The sequence below is a fragment of the Enterobacter cloacae complex sp. IR5458 genome (assembly GCF_049238025.1).
Taxonomy (GTDB): domain Bacteria; phylum Pseudomonadota; class Gammaproteobacteria; order Enterobacterales; family Enterobacteriaceae; genus Enterobacter; species Enterobacter kobei.
Genome location: NZ_JBMKIF010000003.1, coordinates 1 through 22,954 on the forward strand (window position 1 = coordinate 1; position 22,954 = coordinate 22,954).

General features: G+C 58.9%; 14 protein-coding genes. 7 read left to right on the top strand and 7 right to left on the bottom strand.

Annotated elements, in window-relative coordinates:
• Positions 1-701 precede the first annotated feature (701 nt).
• Together ACOTYN_RS02885 and ACOTYN_RS02890 are read left to right on the top strand one after the other, a co-directional pair.
• Positions 702-1,058 carry a hypothetical protein gene (locus ACOTYN_RS02885; RefSeq protein ID WP_014884928.1) on the top strand — a complete coding sequence of 119 codons (357 nt, stop codon included), beginning with the start codon at positions 702-704 and terminating at the stop codon, positions 1,056-1,058.
• Positions 1,059-1,162: 104 nt separating this feature from the next.
• On the top strand, positions 1,163-1,723 hold the full coding sequence (locus ACOTYN_RS02890) for a YceI family protein (RefSeq protein ID WP_332956519.1): 561 nt from the start codon (positions 1,163-1,165) through the stop codon (positions 1,721-1,723).
• Here the strand turns inward: ACOTYN_RS02890 and ACOTYN_RS02895 are convergent.
• The 3 genes from ACOTYN_RS02895 to ACOTYN_RS02905 are packed head-to-tail and all read right to left on the bottom strand — an operon-like array spanning position 1,715 to position 3,568.
• On the bottom strand, positions 1,715-2,506 hold the full coding sequence (locus ACOTYN_RS02895) for an anti-sigma factor family protein (RefSeq protein ID WP_023331123.1): 792 nt from the start codon (positions 2,504-2,506) through the stop codon (positions 1,715-1,717). The genes ACOTYN_RS02890 and ACOTYN_RS02895 overlap by 9 nt on opposite strands.
• Complete coding sequence (locus ACOTYN_RS02900; RefSeq protein ID WP_048996643.1) at positions 2,503-3,033, bottom strand: sigma-70 family RNA polymerase sigma factor; 531 nt, start codon at positions 3,031-3,033, stop codon at positions 2,503-2,505. The genes ACOTYN_RS02895 and ACOTYN_RS02900 overlap by 4 nt, the downstream gene beginning before the upstream one ends.
• 7 nt (positions 3,034-3,040) lie before the next feature.
• Positions 3,041-3,568 (bottom strand): tetratricopeptide repeat protein, encoded by a 528-nt coding sequence (locus tag ACOTYN_RS02905; protein WP_014884932.1) that lies wholly within the window; start codon positions 3,566-3,568, stop codon positions 3,041-3,043.
• 764 nt (positions 3,569-4,332) lie between these two features.
• Here ACOTYN_RS02905 and ACOTYN_RS02910 point away from each other — a divergent pair.
• The 5 genes from ACOTYN_RS02910 (at position 4,333) to nudI (ending at position 20,005) form a co-directional block, all read left to right on the top strand.
• A complete protein-coding gene (locus ACOTYN_RS02910) occupies positions 4,333-14,442 on the top strand; it encodes a BapA/Bap/LapF family large adhesin (protein ID WP_332956514.1) in 10,110 nt (3,369 codons plus the stop codon).
• 77 nt (positions 14,443-14,519) lie between these two features.
• Positions 14,520-15,923, top strand: a complete 1,404-nt coding sequence (locus tag ACOTYN_RS02915) for a TolC family outer membrane protein (RefSeq protein ID WP_023331126.1) — start codon at positions 14,520-14,522, stop codon at positions 15,921-15,923.
• Positions 15,920-18,118, top strand: coding sequence for a type I secretion system permease/ATPase (locus ACOTYN_RS02920; protein ID WP_071922958.1), 2,199 nt, complete (start codon positions 15,920-15,922; stop codon positions 18,116-18,118). The genes ACOTYN_RS02915 and ACOTYN_RS02920 overlap by 4 nt, the downstream gene beginning before the upstream one ends.
• A 10-nt stretch (positions 18,119-18,128) precedes the next feature.
• A complete protein-coding gene (locus ACOTYN_RS02925; protein ID WP_086527819.1) occupies positions 18,129-19,298 on the top strand; it encodes an HlyD family type I secretion periplasmic adaptor subunit in 1,170 nt (389 codons plus the stop codon).
• Positions 19,299-19,579: 281 nt separating this feature from the next.
• Positions 19,580-20,005, top strand: a complete 426-nt coding sequence (gene nudI, locus ACOTYN_RS02930; RefSeq protein ID WP_071922957.1) for a nucleoside triphosphatase NudI — start codon at positions 19,580-19,582, stop codon at positions 20,003-20,005.
• Here nudI and ACOTYN_RS02935 read toward each other — a convergent pair.
• The 4 genes from ACOTYN_RS02935 to ACOTYN_RS02950 form a co-directional block, all read right to left on the bottom strand.
• Entirely contained in the window at positions 19,968-20,174 is a 207-nt protein-coding gene (locus ACOTYN_RS02935; RefSeq protein WP_226856244.1) for a helix-turn-helix domain-containing protein, read from the bottom strand. The two genes, nudI and ACOTYN_RS02935, sit on opposite strands and share 38 nt — an antisense overlap.
• The gene (locus ACOTYN_RS02940; RefSeq protein ID WP_047624955.1) at positions 20,171-20,689 is read right to left on the bottom strand and encodes a DUF6622 family protein; all 519 of its coding nucleotides are present in this window, start codon (positions 20,687-20,689) and stop codon (positions 20,171-20,173) included. The genes ACOTYN_RS02935 and ACOTYN_RS02940 overlap by 4 nt, the downstream gene beginning before the upstream one ends.
• A gap of 85 nt (positions 20,690-20,774) precedes the next feature.
• On the bottom strand, positions 20,775-21,956 hold the full coding sequence (locus tag ACOTYN_RS02945) for a PLP-dependent aminotransferase family protein (protein WP_014884941.1): 1,182 nt from the start codon (positions 21,954-21,956) through the stop codon (positions 20,775-20,777).
• Between the two features lie 20 nt (positions 21,957-21,976).
• Entirely contained in the window at positions 21,977-22,864 is an 888-nt protein-coding gene (locus ACOTYN_RS02950) for a LysR family transcriptional regulator (protein ID WP_071922956.1), read from the bottom strand.
• Between the last annotated feature and the right edge of the window lie 90 nt (positions 22,865-22,954).

Below are 22,954 nucleotides of genomic sequence, written 5' to 3' on the forward strand. Positions count from 1 at the left end.
TGGCTTATGAAGACATTACTAACATCGGGGTGTACTAATCAACGGGGAGCAGGTCAGGTGATACCGTTGAGGCAACCTTTACTCTGACATTCTCACACGGTCTCAGTAGGACGGCATTAGTCCTTCAAAGGGTACGTGAAAGATACAAGACACTAAGAAAGAAATTTAAATAGTTATATTTCAACTAGATATAGAATTACGGGCGCGGGTTCAACTCCCGCCAGCTCCACCAAAATTCTCCATCGGTGATTACCAGAGTCATCCGATGAAGTCCTGAAAGCCCGCACGGCGCAAGCCCTGCGGGCTTTTTTGTACCTGTTTATTGTCTTCACTGCTGTATAGATTGAATCCACACAGTATCCACCGGCCAGTAGTTTATGTTGTACTCCTCTGGCATTGACAAGCATCAACACTCTCCCCTATCTCCTGTGGAAAATAACCTACACCACCCAGCGCTACGGATTAGCAACTCAGCCCGGAAGGAACCCCACCATGTACAGACCCATGACCGTCATACTTTTCATTCTCCTGACCCTCGCCGCCCTCGCAGAAATAGGCGTTTTATCCTTTGGATAATCCTCAGGCAAAATCCCCCGCGTCAGGATGCATTGATCTCATTACAGTTTTTTCCTAAAGCCATCCCGCTTCGCCTGTGCCAGGCTGAATCACGCTCATAACCGAAAACGTTAAATGAGGATATTATGAAAAAAACAATTATCGCATTATCTGCCGTTCTGCTGGCTTCCCCAGTATTTGCTGCGACCACACATGCAACTGATGATACCGTCGCGGCAGCGAACGCAAACGCCAATGAGGCGAAGCAAAAACTGCACGAAGAGCAGAACAAAGGTGAAGAGCTGAAGCTGAAACAGCAGCATGCTGCGGAAGGTAAAAGCGAGAGCCTGGGCAGTAAAGTCAGCGAAGATTCCCAGAAAGCCTGGCATAAAACCAAAGAAGGCACCGAGAAAGGGTGGGATGCCACCAAAGAAGGCGCTGAGAAAGGCTGGAATAAAACCAAAGAAGGTGCCAGCGAACTGGAAAAGAAAGTCACTGAGTAATCTTTACGCTCAAAAAAAGGCCGCGCTTGCGGCCTTTTTTATTTCTTCGAATACAATTAGCCCCTCAGGCGTTTACGCAGTGCGCGTTTATCGGAGAAACCACTATGTATCGCCTTTTTGCCATTCTAACCGCCCTGCTGTTATGCCCGTCCCTGTACGCCGCCCCAAAAAGCTATCTTATCGACAGCGATAACACCGCCATTCGGCTATCGTGGCATGCCTTCGGCGGCATTCTCTCCTGGGCGACGTTCAGCGGCGTGACGGGTGCCGTGACGCTCAACCCGGATAACGACGTCGACGACCATATTCACGTCACCATTCCCGTATCAACTCTGATGGCTTCTAACAAATTGCTCACCTGGCAGCTGAAAAGCGACATGTTTTTTGAATCCGAGCGCTACCCGACCATCGAGTTCATTAGCTCACGCGTGGTCGCTCTGAGCGCCGGGCGGTTCAGGGTATTCGGCACGCTGATCGTACGAAACATTGCCCGGCCGGTGATCCTGGAGGCCGTGTTGAAAGACCCGCATGCGCAGGCCCCCCGGCTTGATGCCACCACGGCGATCTCGCGCGCATCCTATGGAATGGATAAGTTTGCGCTGGTCGTGGACGATCGTATAGCCATTGCCATTGCAATCAAGACGAACGATGTGCCGTCATCCTGAGATGAGGCGCTGTAGCTGCTCCGCGTTTGCCCGCAGGTGAGACGGCGGATTGCGGCCAATCAGGACAAACTGATAGCCCGCATCCTGCCACCACGCCAGGTTCATGCTGTGCCGCTGCTCCTGGCGGAGCGAGGCCGTCGCCTTCTCATCGACAGGCGAGATACAGAGCGCCATTGGGCCGTAGTCGGCGTTGAGCCAGGCAATCTGCGCGATAGAGGTCGTTTCATAGCGCAGCATGCGCACCATTTTAAGCTCAGCCCCTCGCAGAATAAGCTGCGACATAGTTAGCTTCATGCCGATATCCTGCGCCGCCCGTTCGAGCCCGCGCTGCAGGACCGGCGCTGCGCTGTCCATATCCAGCAGCGTCTCGACGCTGTACAGGGACATATATTGCGCTTCGAGGTCGCGAATATGGGCGTTCTCATCCGCTGGCGCGGAAGCGGGCCGCAACAGGTAGCCCAGCCCGGAGCCGACCATCAAAAAGCTGACCGACGCGGCAATCAGCGCCCGCCTGCTGACGCCAACCGGCGTGGAGGGCCGTGGGTCAGGAAGCGCCGTCAGACGCGCCTGCATCGTCTCAAGAGGCGCATCATCCAGCAGGGAGGCAAACGCCCCGGCGTAATCCTGGCTGCTTTTCATCAGTTCGGCGGTTCGCCCGGAGAGGCGTTCGTCACTGTTTAAATGCTCTTCAAATTGCTGTGCGTCGGCGCGGCACATCTCGCCATCTATCCATGCCACGATAGCGTCGTCGTTATAGGGCGGTGCAAAACGGTGCGCGTTCAAGAACGTTTCTCCTTTACCGGAGGCAGTGCGTCGGCGGACCTGGCAAGCCGAGCCCGTGCCGTGGCCAGCCGGCTCATCACGGTACCGATCGGCACTGCCAGCGTGTCCGCCGCCTCCTGGTAGGTAAAGCCTTCGACATAAACCAAAAATACCGCGTTACGCTGGGCTTCGGGCAAGGCGTTAACGCGCTGCATCACCTTCAGATAATGCAGGCGCGTCTCATCCTGTTCGCGGGTATCCGGCGCGAGGAGTTCGTCGCTGGCCACAAATCCCTGCCCCTGACGCACGTATCGCGCCCGAAGTTCAGAGATCCAGATGGAGTGCAGGATCGCGAACAGCCACCTGTCGATGCGTGTGCCCGGCGTATACTGGCTGCTTTTTTCAAGCGCACGCACGCAGGTGGACTGAACCAGCTCTTCGGCGATATCCCTGTTGCGCGACAACACCAGCCCATAGCGCCAGAGACGCGACAGGTGTGCGGCTAACTGTTGACGAACCTCACTGGTTGCGATGAGTTTTCCCTCCACGAGAAAATCAGGATTCCGGATGTCCGTTGATGGCGGCCTGCAGGTCGCGATACTCCTCGCAGGACTGGCCACAAATACCGGCAATCACCTTCAGTTGTTCTTTCGCGAGATCGGGTCGTCCTTTTACCATCCACGCTTCACCGAGATACTCCCGGGCTTTGGCATAATCCGGTGCGATAGCCAGCGCGCGCTGGTAGTAACCAATGCCTTCGTCCGTACGGCCAAGTTTGCGCGTGGCGAACCCGCGATAGTTCCACGCTTCAGCCGTATTGCTATTTTTCAGTGAATCAAGCAGATTCAGCGCCGCCTGGTACTCCCCTTTCTTCGCGAGATGGTACGCATAGTTGGTTTTGTCCTGATCGCTGAGGCTGCTGCTCTTGTCCGGCACGCATTTCTGGGTGGCGCTGTCATACACCTGTCCGGAAGGACAGTCGGGCGTTTTGCTCTCGGTACTATTATCGCCCATTGCCAGCGCCAGCGGAGACAGCAGGGAAAAAATCAGCACCGGGATCAGGCGAAACGAGGTCGTGTTCATATAAAGCTCCTGGGTTAGAAGGGAGTGACGTCAGTAAACGCCCGACCGGCGGTTTTTATTCATTCTTCCGCGATTTTTTACCGTCCAGAAAATCATGCCTGCGACGTAATCACATTGAAAATAAATCAGGTTATTTTATATCTATCTTCCCATTATTATTATCCTGCAACCGCTAGCAGAGTTTTACCCCCCTACAAGAATATATTTTATTACGCCGGTGATATAATATATCTTATATCAAAAACGTTACCCTAACTTAAACACACATTAAGCACGATTAAATAATCACAATTTAAATTATATTTAAAACATCTCCCACCCATAATTACACTGCATCTTCAGGATGACTAAGTCACAACACACGGAAAATAAAAAGACATTAAAAACATAACGATAGAAAAACACATCAATAAACACCATCAATACATTAATGCCCTCTTCATTGTTTACCCCTTTATTTACGCAAGCTTAATTTGCACATTCAGAGTTTTCTGGCTATATCATTTTTATCTCCTCAAAACGAATTCCTCTATTAATTACAGGGTTTTAAAAGACGCAAAACACAAATAAAACGTATTTCTTTCATATGTAATTAGATTCGCTCTGATGTTGCCACTCTGAATTCTGGCGGGCATCGTTCGCTCTAAAAAAGACGGTGAGGACTGTTTAATTAACAGTCACTCCGCCGGGGGCGCCCTTTACCTTCTACAGAGATGGCTCGTCTTGCTCGCCGTTCACGGTAACTCTGCTGGAGTCATAACGAAATGAGCCAAATCTCTGTTATATCAAAACTTACTGGCGTGGAAACTACGACGGAAGGCACACAGGTTACGCTGAGCCATTCCTCTATCGTTGAGCTTCATGTAGAGCGAGCTGATGTCTCCCATTTCGCGCGAAGTGGTAACGATCTGGTGGTGACACTGCACTCAGGGGAAGTAATATCCCTTAAAAATTTCTACGTCACGGACGCGCAGGGCGTAAGCCAGCTGGTACTCCAGGACAGCGACGGTGCGTTATGGTGGATAGAAGATCCTGCCGGGGCCGCCACGTATGAATCTATCGCGTCGACAGACGTGCTGCTTGCGGCATCCGGAAGTGATACCGGTGGCGCGGCCATCTGGCCATGGGCGCTGGGTGGTATTGTTGCCGCCGGTGGCATCGCGGCGGCGGCAAGCTCCGGTGGTGGTGGCGGGGGGGGTGACGATGACAATAACGGTAACCCTAATCCTAATCCTGATCCCGGCACGCCAGGTGAACCTTCTACCCCGGATACAACGCCGCCGAATGCACCCTCGAGTCTTACGTTCTCGTCGGACGGGAAAACCGTCACCGGTACCGCTGAACCCGGCAGCACAATCACGCTGAAAGATGCAAACGGCAACGTTATCGGCACAGGGAAAACCGGCAGCGACGGCAACTTTACTGTTTCTCTCGGCACTCCGCTGATCAACGGTGAACATGTCACCGCAACTGCGACGGATGCGGCAGGTAATACCAGCCAGAGCGCAACGGTGACCGCGCCGGATCTCACCGCCCCCGATGCCCCAACGATTGGCAGCGTAACGGACGATGTCGGCCCTCAAACGGGGGCGCTGACTAACGGCAGCAGCACCAACGATCAGCGGCCCCAGCTCAGCGGCACCGCCGAGGCGGGCTCAACCGTGACGATCTATGACGGCGGGATCGCCATCGGCACGGCAGTCGTCTCCAGCAATGGCACCTGGACATTCACCCCGTCAGTTGATCTGAGCGAAAGTACCCACCAGATTACGGTGCGGGCAACTGACGCCGCCGGTAATACCGGCCCCGCTTCACCGGTCTTCACGCTGACCGTCGATCTCACCCCGCCGGCAACGCCGACGGCGATCGTACTGACTGACGACACGGGGACTATCAGAGGAACCATCACCTCTGGCACCGCCACCGATGCATCAAAACCGATCCTGGCGGGAACGGGCGAGCCGGGTGGAACCATTACCATTTACGATAATGGTGTGGTCGTGGGTACCACAACCGTACTGCCCAACGGCACCTGGAGCATCAGGCCAGACGGTCCGCTCCCGGACGGAGCACACTCGATAACCGTCGTGGAAACCGATGCCGCCGGAAACCAGAGTGCGGCATCAGCGCCTATCACCTTCACCGTTGACACTACCCCGCCGCTGGCCCCCGGAAACCTCGTCGTGTCAAATGATGGCGGTTCCATCAGCGGTACCGCAGAGCCGGGCAGCACGGTGACCATCCGGGATGGCAATGTCATCCTTGGCACGTCGGTGGCAGACAGTGAGGGTAACTTCACCCTGACGCTGACCCCGCCTAAGCTCAACGGCGAAACGCTGACCGCAAACGCCACCGATGCCGCAGGCAATACAGGCCCCGCAACCGCGGCGGCGGCACCGGATACGACCCCACCGCAGACCCCGGTTATCGTGTCGGTGATTGATGACGTGCAGGCCACAACCGGCCCCGTGGGCCAGAATGGGCTGACCAATGACCGGGCCCCGACCCTGAACGGCACGGGCGAACCCGGTTCGACCATCACGATATCCAACGGCAGCGATATCCTCGGCACGGTGAACGTCCCCTCATCCGGCCTGTGGAGCTTTACGCCGCCTGTACCACTGTCTAACGGTACCTATGTGCTCACGGCGACAGCAACAGATGCTGCCGGTAACCCGAGCGGCCAATCGAACGCGTGGACGATTACCGTTGACGGTACTGCACCAGACGCCCCGGTGATTACGCAGGTCGTGGACGATGCTCCCGGGGGGACGCTTGGCTCGCTCAACCTGAATGACACCACCAACGACGCCACCCCGACGCTGAGCGGCACCGCCGAGGCAAACGCCACGGTCACCATTCGTGCTGACGGGGTGGTGATAGGTACCACCGTCGCTGATGGCCTCGGTGCATGGAGCTTTACCCCTTCCACACCACTGGGTGAGGGTCCGCATGCCCTGACGGCAGTTGCAACCGACGCGGCAGGCAATACAAGCGGCGTGTCCAACAGTTGGGGGCTGATAATTGACAGCGTGGCGCCCTCTACGCCGGTCATTACTCAGGTGGTGGATGATGCCCCCGAGGGCCTCGGTGCGCTTAGCCCCAACGGCAGTACCAACGACACCACGCCAACGCTCAACGGCACGGCTGAACCGGGCTCAACGGTCACCATTCGTCTTGATGGTGCCGATCTTGTCACGGTCCCGGTCGGCAGCAACGGTACGTGGACCTATACCCCCACCGCACCGCTTGGCGAGGGACCTCATACTTTCACCGTTGTTGCCACCGATGCGGCAGGTAACACCAGCCTGCCGTCAACCGGCTTCAACATTATCGTCGATACCACGCCGCCAGTGGCCGCGACTATCGCCAGCGTGACGGATGATGTCGGCGGCGTTCAGGGGCCGCTCAACAGCGGCGATACCACCGATGACACCCAGCCGCTGCTGCAGGGTACTGCACCGCCTGACGCGGTCGTCACCGTCTATGACGGCACAACGCTGCTCGGCACCGCCACCCTTGACGGAAGCGGCGGCTGGAGCTTTACGCCTGTTACCCCGCTCACCGACGGCCCGCATTCGCTGACGGTCCATACCACGGATGCCGCAGGCAATACCACTGTCTCCAGCCCGTTTGTGCTGACGGTGGATACCGTGGCGCCTGCCACGCCGGATATCCCGGCCATCACCGTCAATCCTGACGGAACAGATACGCCGCTGAACCCGGGAGAAACCACCCGCGACACCACGCCGACCCTGAGCGGCACCGGTAAACCGGGCGATACGGTGACGATCTACAACGACGGCGTCAAACTTGATGATGTCGTGGTGGACGGTACTGGGAACTGGACCTGGACGCCCGCCACACCGCTGCCTAACGGCACCTATGACATTACCCTGACCGTGACCAACATGGACGGCACGGGCAACGAAAGCGCGCCGTCACAGCCGGTAACCATCACCATTGACACCGACCCGCCAGCGACACCTGCGGCACCGGTTATTACCGACAGCGTCAGCCAGGTCACCGGCCCCGTTCCCGATGGTGGAACCACCAACGATCCGCGCCCGGTTCTGAGCGGCACCGGAACGGCGAACGACGTTATCAACATCACCGACACCGTCAATGGCATACCGACCGTTGTTGGCACCGTCACGGTAGACAGCACCGGCAACTGGAGCTGGCGGCCTGACAGTAATATTGGCGAGGGCAGCCACGTCTATACCGCCACCGCTACCGATGAAGCGGGCAACGTCTCTGCCGCGTCACCGGCGATCACCATCACCGTGGATACCGTGGCACCGGATACGCCGGTAATTAGCGCCGTTGGCGGCGAGCCGAGCGGTGGCTTCATCACAGACGCCACGCCGACAGTCGGCGGCACTGGCGTGAACGGTGAAACCGTGATCGTCTACAACAACGGCGTCGAACTGGGACGTGTCGTCGTGGCTAATGGAGAATGGAATCTTGACCTGCCAGCCCAAACGGACGGCCCGCTGAATATCACCGTTGCGGGCGTCGACGCGGCAGGTAACGTCAGCGCGCCCAGCCCGGTATTTACCGTGACACTCGATACTGTTGCGCCTGAGATCCCGCAGATCAATGCCGTCTCAGATAGCCAGCTCACCAACAATGTGCTCTATACCCGCGACGGTATTCCAACGCTCACCGGCACCGGTGAACCGGGATCGACCGTTGTCGTCTCGGTGGATGGCACGCCATCCGCCGTACCGGTAACGGTTCAGCCAAACGGCTCCTGGACCTGGACAGCCGACAGTACGCTGGCGGATGGACAACATACCTTTACCGTATCGGCCAGCGATCCAGCCGGTAACACCTCAGCCAGCTCTGCGCCGCTTAACGTCACGGTTGATACTCTCGACCCAACCGCCCCTGACAATCTGAACCTGGCTGCAGAAGGGACGCCACTGACCGGTACCGCCGAAGCGGGAAGCATCATTACCGTGACGGACGGTAGCACCGTCATTGGGACTGGGGTTGTCGACAGCACCGGCAACTTCTCCATCGCGGTCAGCCCGGCACCGCAGGACGGCGCGTCTCTGACCGTGAGCGCCACCGATGCTTCGGGGCGCACCAGCCCTGATGCGACTTACAACGTCATCGGTACGTTGCCTAATCTTCCTGATATTCCCGTCATTACGGCAATTAACGATGACGCAGCGCCGCTCACGGGCGATGTAAAAGGCAAAACCACCAATGATATCACGCCTACGCTGACCGGTACGGCCGAAGCGGGCAGCCTGGTAACCATCTATCAGGACGGTGGCCTGACGCCGGTGGCGACGGTAACGGCCGACGGTAGCGGCAACTGGAGCTATACACCAGCCGCGCTTGGCGAAGGTCTGCACTCCTTTGAGGTAACCGCGACACTCAACGGTGCGACCAGCGGCCGCTCTCCTGCCGCCAGCGTCACCGTTGACTTCACCGCACCAGGCACACCGACCATCGGCGCGGTGATTGACGACGTGGGTCCAGGCACCGGTCCGTTAACCAACGGCCAGACTACCAACGACAACCAGCCGACGCTGACCGGCACCGGCGCGGTGGGGGATACCATCTCCGTCTACAACAACGGGACGTTGCTGGGCAGCGTGGTGGTCGGCAATACCGGCACCTGGAGCTTCACGCCACCTTCTTCGCTGGCGGAGGGCACTCACGTTCTCACCATCCGCGAGACCGATCCGGCGGGGAATCAGAGCGCGCCTTCTGCGGGCTTCACCGTTGTAGTGGATACCGTTTCCACCACGCCGGTCATCACTAACGTAACGGATGATGTCGGCAATACCGCCACAACCGTGGTCAGCGGCACACCAACCAACGACGCCACGCCAACCCTTTCAGGCACGGCGGAAGCGAACAGCGTAGTGACGATTTTCGACGGCGGCACGCAGATTGGCGTGGTCACGGCGGACGGCACCGGCGCATGGACGTTTACGCCAGAGACCGCGCTCGCCGAAGGCTCGCATAGCTTCACCGCCCAGGCAACGGATCCGCAGGGTAACGTCAGCGCAGTCTCAGGCGCCTGGAGCGTGGTGGTTGACCTGACAGCACCGACGGTGCCAACGCTGGATACGGTGAATGACAACGTCCCCGGCGGCATCACGGGCAACCTCACCAGCGGGCAGGTTACCAACGACAGCACACCAACGATCGGCGGTACCGGACAGGCGGGTAGCACCATCCACATCATGAACAACGGTACGCAGATCGGTACTGCAATCGTCGACGGAAGCGGAAACTGGTCCTTCACACCGACCACGCCGCTGGTCGACGGCAGCTACGCCCTGCGCGTGTACGCAACGGATGTCGCGGGCAACGCCTCGGCTAACTCCTCCGTCTTCACCTTTACCGTCGATACCGCAGGTCCGGTCGTGCCAGTAGTGACCAGCGTGATCGACGATATCGCACCAGTCACCGGGACGCTTACGTCAGGCAACACCACCAATGACGCGCGTCCGACCTTCAACGGCACGGGTGACGTGGGTTCTACAGTGCATGTGATCGTTGATGGTAACGAAATTGGCACCGCCGTCGTGAATGCCCAGGGTAACTGGACCTTCACCCCGGGGAGTGACCTGAGCGACGGGCCGCATGCCATCACCTTCAATGCCACCGACGCGGCAGGCAACACCGGCAGTACGACAGCGCCGTTTAACCTGACGGTAGATACTGGCGTACCGTCTGCGCCGGTTATCTCAACCGCAGCAGACAACGTGGGCAGCGTTCAAACCCCGCTCTCTTCCGGGCAGAGTACCGACGACACCACGCCGACGCTGAACGGCACCGCGACGGCCAACGCCACGGTCACCGTGTATGAAAACGGGCAGCCGATCGGCACCGCGCAAGCGGACGGTACCGGCGCATGGAGCTTTACCCCATCAACGCCGCTGTCCAGCGGCAGCCATACCTGGACCGCCACCGTCACCGATGCCGCGGGGAACGTCAGCCCGGCTTCGCCAGGCTTTACCCTGGTTGTCGATACCACGGCACCGAACGCGCCGGTTATCAGCCAGGCGATAGACGACGTAGGCAGCATCACCGGCCCACTCACGTCCGGACAGACCACGGACGACACCGTACCGCGCCTTGTCGGAACCAGTGAACCGTTTGCCACGGTGAATATCTATGAGGGAACCACGCTGGTCGGGACAGGGACTGCTGACGGCACCGGTAACTGGAGTATCTTGCTCAATACCACGCTGACAACGGGCGCACACAGCTTCACCGCCCAGGCGACGGACGCGGCAGGCAACACCAGCGTGTCGTCGGCAAGCTTCAGTCTGACGATAGACACCACGCCGCCTGCGCTGCCAGTGCTCACCAGCATTCTGGACGACGTGGGCAATGCGCCAACGCCCGTTGCTAACGGCGGGTTGACCAACGATGCCCAGCCAACCCTCAGCGGGACGGCGGAAGCCGGATCGACGGTGAAAATCTTTGATAACGGCGTGCAGATTGGCAGCGTGACGGCCACCGGCGGGGCATGGAGCTTTACCCCTTCCCCGGCGCTGGGCAACGGTTCGCACAATTTAACCTTTACCGCCACCGATGCGGCGGGCAACGCCAGTGCGCCAACCGCCGGGTATGTGATTAACGTTGATACCCTTGCCCCGGCAGCGCCCGTCATCAGCTCGGTGATTGATGATGTGGGCAGCGTCACCGGACCGATAACCGGCCCGACCAACGACACGCGCCCAACGCTAAGCGGGACCGCCGAAGCCAATGCGACGGTACGGATCTACGATGGCATCACGCTGGTGGGTACCGTCACCGCGGATGCCAGCGGCAACTGGACCCTGCCACAAACCACCACCACGTTGACGCAAGGCACGCATAACTTCACCGCCACGGCCACCGATGCGGCGGGCAACACCAGCGTGGCGTCCACCGTGACGACGATTATCGTCGATACGACCGCCCCAACGGCGCCGACCGGGACCTTCAACGCCGACGGTAGCGTGCTGACCGGGAATGCGGAAGCCGGCAGCACCGTCAGTATCCGCCTTGCGGACGGCTCAACGGTAACCGCCATTGCGGGCAGTAACGGCACCTACAGCTATACCTTTACGAATAAACAGACCGAAGGCCAGACGCTGCAGATCACCGCCACCGACGCGGCGGGCAACACCTCGCTGCCCGGCTCGGCGCTCGCGCCGGTGGTGCCGCTCTCCGCCAGCAATAACGTCGAAGAGTTGGATCTCAGTACCACGGCCACCGTCACCAACAGCCAGTACAGCGACTACGGCTTCCTGCTGGTCGGCGCCGTGGGCAACGTCCTGACGCTGCTCGGGAACGACACCGCGCAGGTGAACTTCACGGTGGGCAACGGCGGGAGCGCGGATATCGTGGTGAACGCCAACGCCACGGGGGCGGTGCTCTCTCTGCTTAACACCCTTGAGCTGGTGGTGCAGCACTACGTCAACGGCGCCTGGACCACCGTGGTGGATACCGGACAGCCGCAGTTTGCTGACCTGCTGACCCTCGGTGCCACCGGCGTATCGCTGAACCTGACCGGGCTGGCTGACGGCAACTACCGTGTGCTCAGCTATAACACCAACCTGCTGGCGACCGGCTCCTACACCAGCCTCGACGTGGCGGTGAAAGAGACCGGTCCGGGTACAGTCACGGGCGATACCAGCCTCAACGGGAACGTGATTCTGGATACAGACCCGACCGCTGGCAGCGACAACGCCCCGGCCGGAACCACGATCTCCGCCGTTACGAATGCGCAGGGTGTCACCACCAGCGTCAATGCAGACGGGACGGTGATCCAGGGTCAATACGGTACGCTGACCATTAACCGCGACGGCAGCTACTCCTACACCCTGACCGACACCAGCGCGGCAGTCATTGGCCGGACAGAGAGCTTCACCTACACCATCACCCATAACGGCGTCAGCGCCTCGGCACAGCTGGTGGTGTCGCTCGGAACGGGAACCGTCAGCAACGGCATTGTCGCCGTGGACGATACCAACGCCCTGACCTTCGACACCAGCGTGCACGAAATCAATAACGGCACCTCGTCTCAGGGCGGCTTTACCCTGGTGGGTATCAATCTCGGCAACACGCTGGGGCTTAACCTGCTGGACGATATGACCAACCCCATTATCTATAACGTGGAGGAAGGCACCACTCGCACCATGACCATCCAGGCCTCCGTGGGCGGCGTGGCGCTGGCGTCGGTGTTTGATTTGTACGTCTATAAATTTAACAACGCCACCCAGACTTTCGAGCAGGTACGCGTCGAGTCGGGCTGGCTGCGTGCCCCGCTGCTGGGCGGCACGTCACCGCAGCTGACGCTGCAATTGCCTGCCGGGGAGTACCTGTTCCTGCTGAATACCGCGTCCGGGATCACCGCCCTGACGGCCTACACGCTGAGCGTTCTGCAGGATCATGTCTACAGCGTATCGAGTATCAGCGAGACGACCACGGGCGACGTGCTGGCGAATGACCCGGTTCCAGCAGGCACGCTGGTTACCGAAGTGAACGGCGTGGCGGTCAACGGCACTGGCACCACCACCATTCAGGGGGAATACGGCACGCTGACCATTAATTCATCCGGTCAGTACACCTATACCCTGAGGAGTGGTGTCGGTGTGGACCATATCAGCACGCCGGATACCTTCGTCTATACCGTCACCGCGCCAGACGGCACGAAAGACACGGCATCGCTCAACATCACTCCAACCGCCCAGCCGATGAATGCGGTGAACGATGTTAGCGCCGTGATGGATGTAACGTCAGTACACCATACGTCAGCGTACTCCGATACCACCGTGGGTACGGCAAGCTGGACGACTGCCTTGCTCTCGTCAACCCAGGGTAGCGGCAGCGGAACTTTTGTGGTGGATCCAAACACCGCGCTGCATAACGCCTCGCTGCACTTTAACGTGGCCTCGCTGCTGTCGCTGGGCGGACTGACGGTGAACTGGACAATCAGCGACGGCTCGGGCGTGATCCGCAGCGGCTCCTTCGGCGGCATTTCGTTACTGAACGGCAGTATTGACGTTCCGCTGACCGGGCTGGATCTCAACGCCGGGACCTACACGCTGAGCTATACCGGTAGCGTACCGGGGCTGAGCGTCGGGAACATTACCATTACCCCAAGCGTCAACGGCACCACTTACTCGCTGACTGATTTTGACGCCACGGGCACTCACACCGTCAACGGCAATATCTTTGACGGCACCGACTCGGGCGGCGTGCTGGATCAGCTCCACTCGGTGGATACACGCGTCAGTATTACCGGCTACAACGGCGTGACCACCACGCTGGATCCGTACACCGGCAGCGCCACCGTCAATATCACCGGCCATTACGGCACCCTGGCGATTGCTGCTGACGGGCATTACACCTATACCCTCAACAGCGGGGTATCGCTCTCATCCATGACCTCGAAGGAGACTTTCAACTACACCCTGACCGATGCCTCCGGGAAGACGGACAGCGCCTCGCTGACCATCAACATGGCGCCGCAGTTCATCAGCTCTGAACACAACGACGTCATTACCGGCACCGCCTACGGCGACACGCTGATTTACCAGGTGCTGAACAATACGGTAGGGAATGCCACGGGGGGGAACGTCAGCAGCACCGCGGGCGACCACTGGACCGGCTTCTCGCTGGCGCAGGGGGATAAAATCGACATTAGCGACCTGCTGGTGGGCTGGAACGGTAGCGCCTCCACGCTCGGGAACTACCTCCATGTCACTAATAGTAATGGTAATACCGTGATCTCCATCGACCGTGACGGTGCAGGGAGCACCTACACTAATACCACGCTCGTGACGCTTGATGGCGTTCAAACCACCTACGACGAGCTCGTTAACCAGCAACACATCATTACCACATAACAGCTGTAGTACTAACCCGGGCGCACAGCGCCCGGGGATTAATAATAAAGCTGCACTTATTTTATTAGGGACATGACATGGGAATGAAGATGCCTTACTGGTGGCTCTCGTGCTGCCTGATATCTGTGCCCGCTCTGTGCGCGAATCCGGCGGCGACCATCAATACCGGACAACTGCGCGAAACGCAGGAACTCCCCTCACTGAATGGCCGTGTCGCCCCTGCGGCTGGCAACGCCGCGCCCGGCTCATTACAGCTTGGCGAGGCCGTCAACCGTGCCGTTACCTGGCATCCGGCGATCGGTGAAGCCGTGGGCAAACTCTACGAACAGAGCGAAGAAGTCGACGTCGCCAAATCGAAATACTATCCGCAAATTAACGCGGGCATGGACAACGGATACTCCCACGACGGCGATCAGAACGGCTTTACGCCGTCGCTGGTGCTCTCTCTTTCACAAATGCTCTACGACTTCGGCAAAGTGGCCAGCCAGGTACGAGCCGAAAATGCTGGGGTTGCCCAGCAGCAGGCCAACGTGCTGGTGAGCATCGACACCATTGCCCATGATACCGCCGTCGCCATGGTGCAGGTGCAAACCTGGCAGCAGATGGTCGACACCGCCAAAGAGCAGCTCGATGCCCTCTCCTCAATAGGCACACTGACCCGTCAGCGTAACGACGAAGGGGCGACCTCGCTTTCTGACGTGGTGCAGACCGACGCACGTATTGAAGGGGCGCGCGCGCAGCTGATGCAGTATCAGGCCAGCCTCGACAGCGCCCGTGCCACGCTGATGAGCTTTCTCGGCTGGAACAGCCTGAACGCGATCAGCAATGATTTTCCGCAAAAGCTGGCCCGCAGCTGTGACATCGCCGAGCCGGACGATCGTCTGGTTCCGTCGGTCCTTGCCGCCTGGGCCCAGGCCAACGTCGCCCAGGCCAACCTCGACTACGCCGACGCGCAAATGACGCCAACCGTCTCGCTGGAGCCGGAGGTCCGTCACTATCTGAACGATCGCTACGCGGGCAGCGAAACGCGGGATCGCACGCAATATTCCGCCTGGGTGAAGGTGCAGATGCCCCTCTATCAGGGCGGCGGCCTCACCGCCCGGCGTAACGCCGCCGGACACGCGGTGGAAGCGGCGCAGTCGACCATTCAGCGTACCCGTCTTGATGTCCGCCAGAAACTGCTGGAGGCCCGCAGCCAGGTGATGAGCCTGCAAAGCACGCTGCAAATTCAGGGCCGCCAGGAGGCGCTCAGCGCCCGTACCCGCGAGCTTTACCAGCAGCAGTATCTCGATCTCGGCTCGCGCCCGCTGCTGGACGTGCTCAACGCCGAGCAGGAGGTCTATCAGGCACGCTTCACCCAGCAACAGACCCTTGGTCAGTTGCACCAGTTACAGCTCAACTGCCTCTACAACACCGGACAATTGCGTCATGCGTTCGATCTTGATAACCGCACCATCCAGACCGTGGAGATCCAGCCATGAAGCAACGCGAAATTCCGCAAGAAGAAACAATGACGGATGAGGCGCTGGCGCAGTGGGCGCAGGCGTTTGGCTTTGTTGCCACGCGCTACCGCGTCGCCTGCTCGCCCGGAGCGCTGATTGCGGGCGCCCCCTGGCTGAAAGGCAAACCGATGGTACCTGCCCTGACGCAGCTTGCCCGGGAAGCCGGGTTGACGTTCCAGTTGCTCACGGCCGATCGGCAGTCGATCAACAGCTGGCGCCTGCCGGTGGTGGTGGCGCTGAACGACGGAAAAATTGGCGTGGTCGACAGCTTCGACGGGGAAGACACGCTGGACGTCAGCTTTTTCGACGACAAGATGCATACCAACCGTCTGTCGATGAGCGCGCTGCTGCCCACCATCCGCCACGTTATTGCCCTGCGCCCGCTGGCCGCGCTGAAGGACAGCCGCGTGGATGCCTACATCTCGAAATACCGCCCGGACTGGCTCTACCGGCTGGTGATGCGCGATCTGCGCCCGTACAGCTGGGTGATGCTGGCAGCCTTGTTCATCAACCTGCTCTCCCTCTCCGGCATTGTCTTTTCCATGCAGGTGTATGACCGGGTGATCCCTGCCCAGTCCTACCCGACGCTTTACGTCCTGACCATCGGCGTGCTGATCGCCACCCTGTTTGGTTTTGTGTTGCGCGTGGCGCGCGGTCACATTATGGATCTGCTGGGCAAACGCTCGGATCTGCGGGTCTCAGACCGCGTGTTCGGCCACGCCCTGCGGCTGCGCCACAGCGCCATTCCGCGCTCCACCGGCAGCTTTATCTCCCAGCTGCGCGAGCTGGAGCAGATCCGCGAGATGGTGACCTCCTCCACCATTTCGACCATTGTCGACCTGCCCTTTTTCTTCCTGTTTGTGGTGGTACTGGCGATCATCGCGCCGCAGCTGGCGTGGATCGCCCCGGTCGCGGCGGTGATCATGGTCCTGCCCGGCCTGCTGCTGCAGAAGAAACTGGCGGAGCTGGCGAAGCAGTCGGCGCATGAATCAACCCTGCGCAACGCGGTGCTGGTGGAGAGCGTGCAGGGGCTGGAGGACATCAAGCTGATGCAGGCGGAAAACCGCTTTTTGCAACAGTGGAACAGCTATATCCAGATCACCGCCGAATCCGGCCTGCGCACCCGCGAACTGACGCAGAACCTGATCAGCTGGGGGATGACCATCCAGAGCCTGGTTTATGCCACGGTGATTGTGGTCGGCGCGCCAATGGTGATCGACGGCACCCTGACCACCGGTTCGGTGGTTGCCGCGTCGATGCTGGCCTCCCGGATGATCGCGCCGATGGCGACGCTGTGCGGCGTGCTGGCCCGCTGGCAGCAGGTGAAGGCCGCCAAAGAGGGGCTGGACAGCATTATGCAGTTGCCGACCGAGAACCAGCGCGAAGAGACGCCGATCCGCCAGGACGTCCTGCGCGGACACTATCTTTTCGAACAGGCGCAGTTCCGCTATCAACCGGACGATCCGCGCATGGCGCTACGCATTAACCGTCTGGAGATCAAGCCGGGCGAGAAAGTGGCGATCCTCGGACGTAACGGCGCGGGCAAGTCGACACTGCTACAGGCCATGGCGGGCGGAATGGATCTGGCGGCGGGCGAATTGCGGCTTGATAACCTCAGCCTGCCACATCTCGACGTGGCGGACGTGCGGCGCAACGTCGGCTTTATGACCCAGAACGCGCGGCTGTTTTACGGCACCCTGCGCGAGAACATCACCCTTGGCATGCCACGCGCCACCGACGAAGAAATTTTCGAGGCGCTGGAGTTAACCGGCGCAGCGGGCTTTGTGCAGAAACTGCCCAAAGGGCTGGACTACCCGATCATGGAAAACGGCGTGGGGCTTTCCGGCGGGCAGCGGCAGTCCATTCTGCTGGCGAGGATGCTACTGCGCGATCCGAATATCGTGCTGATGGATGAACCGACCGCGTCGCTGGATGAGCACACTGAACGGGAGTTTATCCAGCGTCTGGGCGACTGGCTCGGCAACCGTACCTTGATTGTCGCCACCCACCGCGTGCCGGTGCTGGAGCTGGTGGAGCGCGTGGTCGTACTGAAAGAAGGGATGCTGGTGATGGACGCGCCAAAAGCGCAGGCGCTTAACAACAGCCGCATTCAGCAACAGCAGCAGCAGGCAGCAACCGGACGGGAGTGGAAAAATGAAAATCAGTCAGCGTGACGTTGCCGCAATGGACGATCTGGATAACGCGCTTGAATCCGAAAGTGGCTACACCGGCGCGCGTCGAATCGTCATCTTCTCGTTGCTGATGTTTGTGGCCCTGGGCGTCTGGGCATGGTTTGGCGTGCTGGATGAGGTCTCAACCGGCTCGGGGAAAGTCATCCCCAGCTCGCGCGAACAGGTATTACAGTCGCTCGACGGCGGGATCCTCACCGAGCTGAACGTTCATGAGGGCGATCAGGTGCAGGCCGGACAGGTGCTGGCGCGACTTGATCCGACGCGTTCCGAATCGAACGTCGGTGAAAGTGCAGCGCGCTACCGCGCGTCACTGGCTTCCAGCGCACGTCTGAATGCCGAGGTGAACGATCTCCCGCTAACCTTCCCGCCTTCGCTGGCAAAATGGCCGGATCTGATTGCCGCCGAAACGCGACTCTACAACTCCCGCCGTGCGCAACTGGATGATACCCAACGGGAGCTGCGCGCCGCGTTAGATCTCGCCAATAAAGAGCTGGCGATCACCCAAAGGCTGGTTAAAACCGGGGCCGCCAGCCATGTGGAGGTGCTGCGCCTGCAGCGACAGAAAAGTGACCTGGAGCTGAAGCTCACCGACGTGCGCTCGCAGTATTACGTTCAGGCGCGCGAAGCGTTATCCAAGGCTAACGCTGAAGTGGATATGGTTTCCGCGGTCCTTAAAGGCCGCCAGGATTCCGTCACCCGCCTGACGGTAAAATCCCCGGTGCGCGGGATCGTGAAAAACATCAAAGTCACCACCATCGGCGGCGTGATCCCGCCTAACGGTGAGCTGATGGAGATTGTGCCGGTGGACGATCACCTGCTGATTGAAACCCGCCTCTCACCGCGCGATATCGCCTTTATCCACCCGAACCAGGAGGCGCTGGTCAAAATCACCGCCTACGATTACGCCATCTACGGCGGTCTGCATGGGGTGGTAGAGACCATTTCACCGGACACCATCCAGGACGAAGCCAAGCCGGAAGTGTTCTATTACAGGGTGTTTATCCGCACCAGCCAGGATTACCTGGTCAATAAAGCGGGCAGGCACTTCTCGATTGTACCGGGCATGATTGCGACAGTGGACATCAAGACCGGCGAGAAAACGGTGCTGGATTATCTGATTAAGCCGTTTAACCGGGCGAAAGAGGCGCTGCGGGAGCGGTAGTCAATCGCCTTACCAGTCCTACACACTAAAGCTAAGGGGAATGCGGTTTTCTCCCTCTCCCTGTGGGAGAGGGTTGGGGTGAGGGCGTCAGACCGCAACACAGAAAAAATTCACCGCCGATAGGGCGTTAAAACGGGCGAAAGCATTCGATATCAGCGCTGAATTCTGGCTGAATCTGCAACAAAATGTGGAAAACCGAGGGATGAGAATCCCCCCCCCTAACATAACCTCCCCCGCCTTATCTGCTAAAGTAGCCCAAATTCATTTTTCAGGAAGAAATCATGCGCCAACGAACCATTGTCTGCCCCATCATCCAGAACGACGGTGCCTATCTGCTGTGTAAAATGGCCGACGATCGCGGCGTGTTTCCCGGTCAATGGGCCCTCTCCGGCGGCGGAATGGAACCGGGAGAAACCATGGAACAGGCGTTGCGCCGTGAGATCCGCGAAGAGCTGGGCGAAGCGCTGGAGATCGTCTCGGTCACGCCATGGGCTTTTCGCGATGACATCAGGGTAAAAACCTACGCCGATGGCACCAACGAGGAGATTTATATGATCTATCTGATCTTCGACTGCATGAGCGCCAACCGGGACGTCACGTTTAATGAGGAGTTTCAGGAGATCGCCTGGGTTAATCCGGAATCGTTAAAAGATCTGGATCTCAACGAAGCTACCCGCATGACCTTCGCGCAAAAGGGTCTTCTTTAATCGCCCACTGCCCCGGCGTTTTACCGGTCCATGTTCTGAAAACCTCAATGAATGCGCTGACGCTGCTGTAGCCGCAGGACAGCGCAATCCACCCTACCGGCTTCCCCGCCGCCAGCCACTCCATTGCCCGCATGACGCGAGTCAGCTGCCGCCAGTTAACGAAGTTCATTCCGCCCGGCGAAGTGCGGTACGATTATACACCCCAACATACCGCGCAAATTTCCCTAGAAATACGCCGGCAAACACGCCGCCGGAGACGATCGCCAGCGCGCTCATGGCAGGTTGTTGCATCGTCTGAGGCGAAACCGCGCTCATCACCCCCAGCACATACTTCACGCCAAACGCCAACATCATAAACGGCAGCGCGGTGTAGTCTGCCTGGCGGTAAAGCGTACGCGGCGCATCTGCCCGGGTGATAACCGCCCGCTTAATCAGGAGATACCCCAGCGCGGCACCGGCGAAGATCCCCGCCGTCCACAATGCGACAGTCGCAGGGGTCAACGTGCGATAGACCACCAGATCGTAAATATCCCACACCAGAAAGATCGCCGGGATAATGGCAAGCCTCTCCAGCGTAACGGTGGCGGGCCTGCGGGCTTTGATACCACGGGAGATGAGGAAGATAAACAACACCCACACCCAGGCGGGCGTGTGCGTAACAACACCGATCAGAAATTCAAACATGGAACTCACCATGAACGATCGCGGCCCGTGCCGCCCTGAACGCGTATTGCGCATAACGGCAGGAATGCCATTATGCGCAGGTCTTTTAAAGCGATTTCTTCAGGCGCTGCACCGCCTCTTTCAGCTGCTCATCTGTTGGTGTCACAAACGACATGCGCAGCGTGGTCTGGTCCGGCTCATTGCAGTAGAAAAACTCGCCCGGGACAAATACCACGCCGTTGCTTAACGTCTTTTCCAGCCAGCGGGTGGTATTCATACCGTTGTTCATTTTCGCCCACAGGAACATGCCGCCTTTAGGCTTGTGGAACGACATCACATCACCCAGCTCCGCTTCCAGTTCGGTGGCGAAGGTCTGGTATTTCTGGCGATAAGCTTCGCGGATCATCTTAATCTGCCCGGCCAGGCGACCGGTTTTCAGGTACTCATACGTCATTAACTGCGACAGCGTGCTGGTGTGCAGATCGGTGGTTTGCTTAAGGTTCACCACCGCACGCTTCAGCCACTCCGGCACCAGCACCCAGCCTACGCGGGTGCCTGGCGCGAGTATTTTAGAGAAGGTTGAGGTGTAGACCACGTTCTCTTCGTTGCCGATATCTTTGGCATGGGCAATTAACGGGCGGAAGACCTCATCGGTGTAGTTAATTTCGCTGTACGGGTCGTCTTCAATAATGACGAAATCATAGCGTTTCGATAATTCCACCAGCTGTTTACGACGCGCTTCAGAGAGCGTCACGCCGCCCGGGTTACCAAAGGTCGGGACGATATAAACCGCTTTGATGGTTTTCTTTGCCACCAGCGCCTCAAGTTCGTCGACCTTCATGCCGTCGCCGTCGGTGCCGACGGATTCAAAATTCGCCTGCGCCAGGCCGAAAACCTGCAGCGCGGCAAGATAGGTTGGACGCTCGACGACGACGGTATCGCCTGGGTTGATTAATGCACGCGCCAGCACGTCGAGAGACTGCTGCGAACCGGACGTCACCACCACGTCATCGGCTTTACAGGCAATGCCTCGTCCTTCACAGATGCGTTGGATCTCTTCCCGCAGTCCTGGAAAACCTTCGGTCAGACCATACTGAAACGCCTCGCCAAAATGTTGCGATAAGACGGCATCCGCGGCTATTTTAAGCCCTTCGTGATCGAACAAATCGGGGTTCGGAATCCCTCCGCCCAGCGAAATCACGCCAGCCATTTTGCTATGTTTTAATAATTCACGGATGGCAGATGATTGCAGGCCCTGCGCGCTGCTGGCGAGTTTGTTTGCAGACATTCTTTGATTACCTTCTTTTTTTATATTGTGCCCAATCTTAGCAGAATATGAGCGATAAATTCCGTTAGCTTCGGAAGAGGACGTAAATCCTGGCGCCACAATAAATGCACCGGCCTCGGCGCGGGGGTGAACGGCTCCAGTACCCGAATCAGCCTGCCGCTTGCCAGCTCTTCCGCCACCAGCACTTCCGGTTGTAGCAACAGCCCCGCCCCTGCGCGTGCCGCCATACGCAGGCCATAGCCGTCGTTACATCTTAAGATGGCATCACGCTTCCAGCGTACTTCCCCTTCCACGCCCGGTAGCCGCCACTCGTTACGCGCGGTCCATACCGTGTGCGAAAGACACAGATGATCCACCAGATCGGCAGGCGTTTGCGGCGTACCGTGTCGCGCTAAATAGTCCGGTGCGGCGCAGATCACCATGTTGTAGGGGCACAAATATTTCGCCACCAGATCGTCATTGCGAATATCACCAATGCGAATGGCCAAATCGACCCCCTCCTCCACCAGATCGACCATTCGGTTAGTCAGATCCAGTTCGATGCGCACCTGCGGGTAACGTTGTAAAAAGGTGGCGGTGAGTGGGGCGATCACGCAGCCGCCAAACGACGTAGGCGCCGTGACGCGCAGGGTTCCGGCCGGTGTGGCACGCAGGCGTTCAACCGCGTTTTCGGCGATTGAGACCTGCTCCAGCACCCGTCTGGCTTCTTCAAAATAGACGCGGCCCGCATCCGTCAGGCTCTGACGACGCGTGTTACGCTCAAGCAGGCGGGTGCCAAGCTGGGACTCCAGCAACGCAATATACTTTCCCACCATGACCGCCGACATCTCAAGGCGGGAGGCCGCGCCGGTAAAGCTGCCGCTTTCTACCACCTCGATAAACGTCTCCATGCCGCGAAGCTTATCCATATTCCGAACCTCTGGTTAGCAATCTTCTAACTTTAGCCCAGTTTATCTGACTTTTTATTTATTAAAGAATGAAGGCTCACACATAAGGAG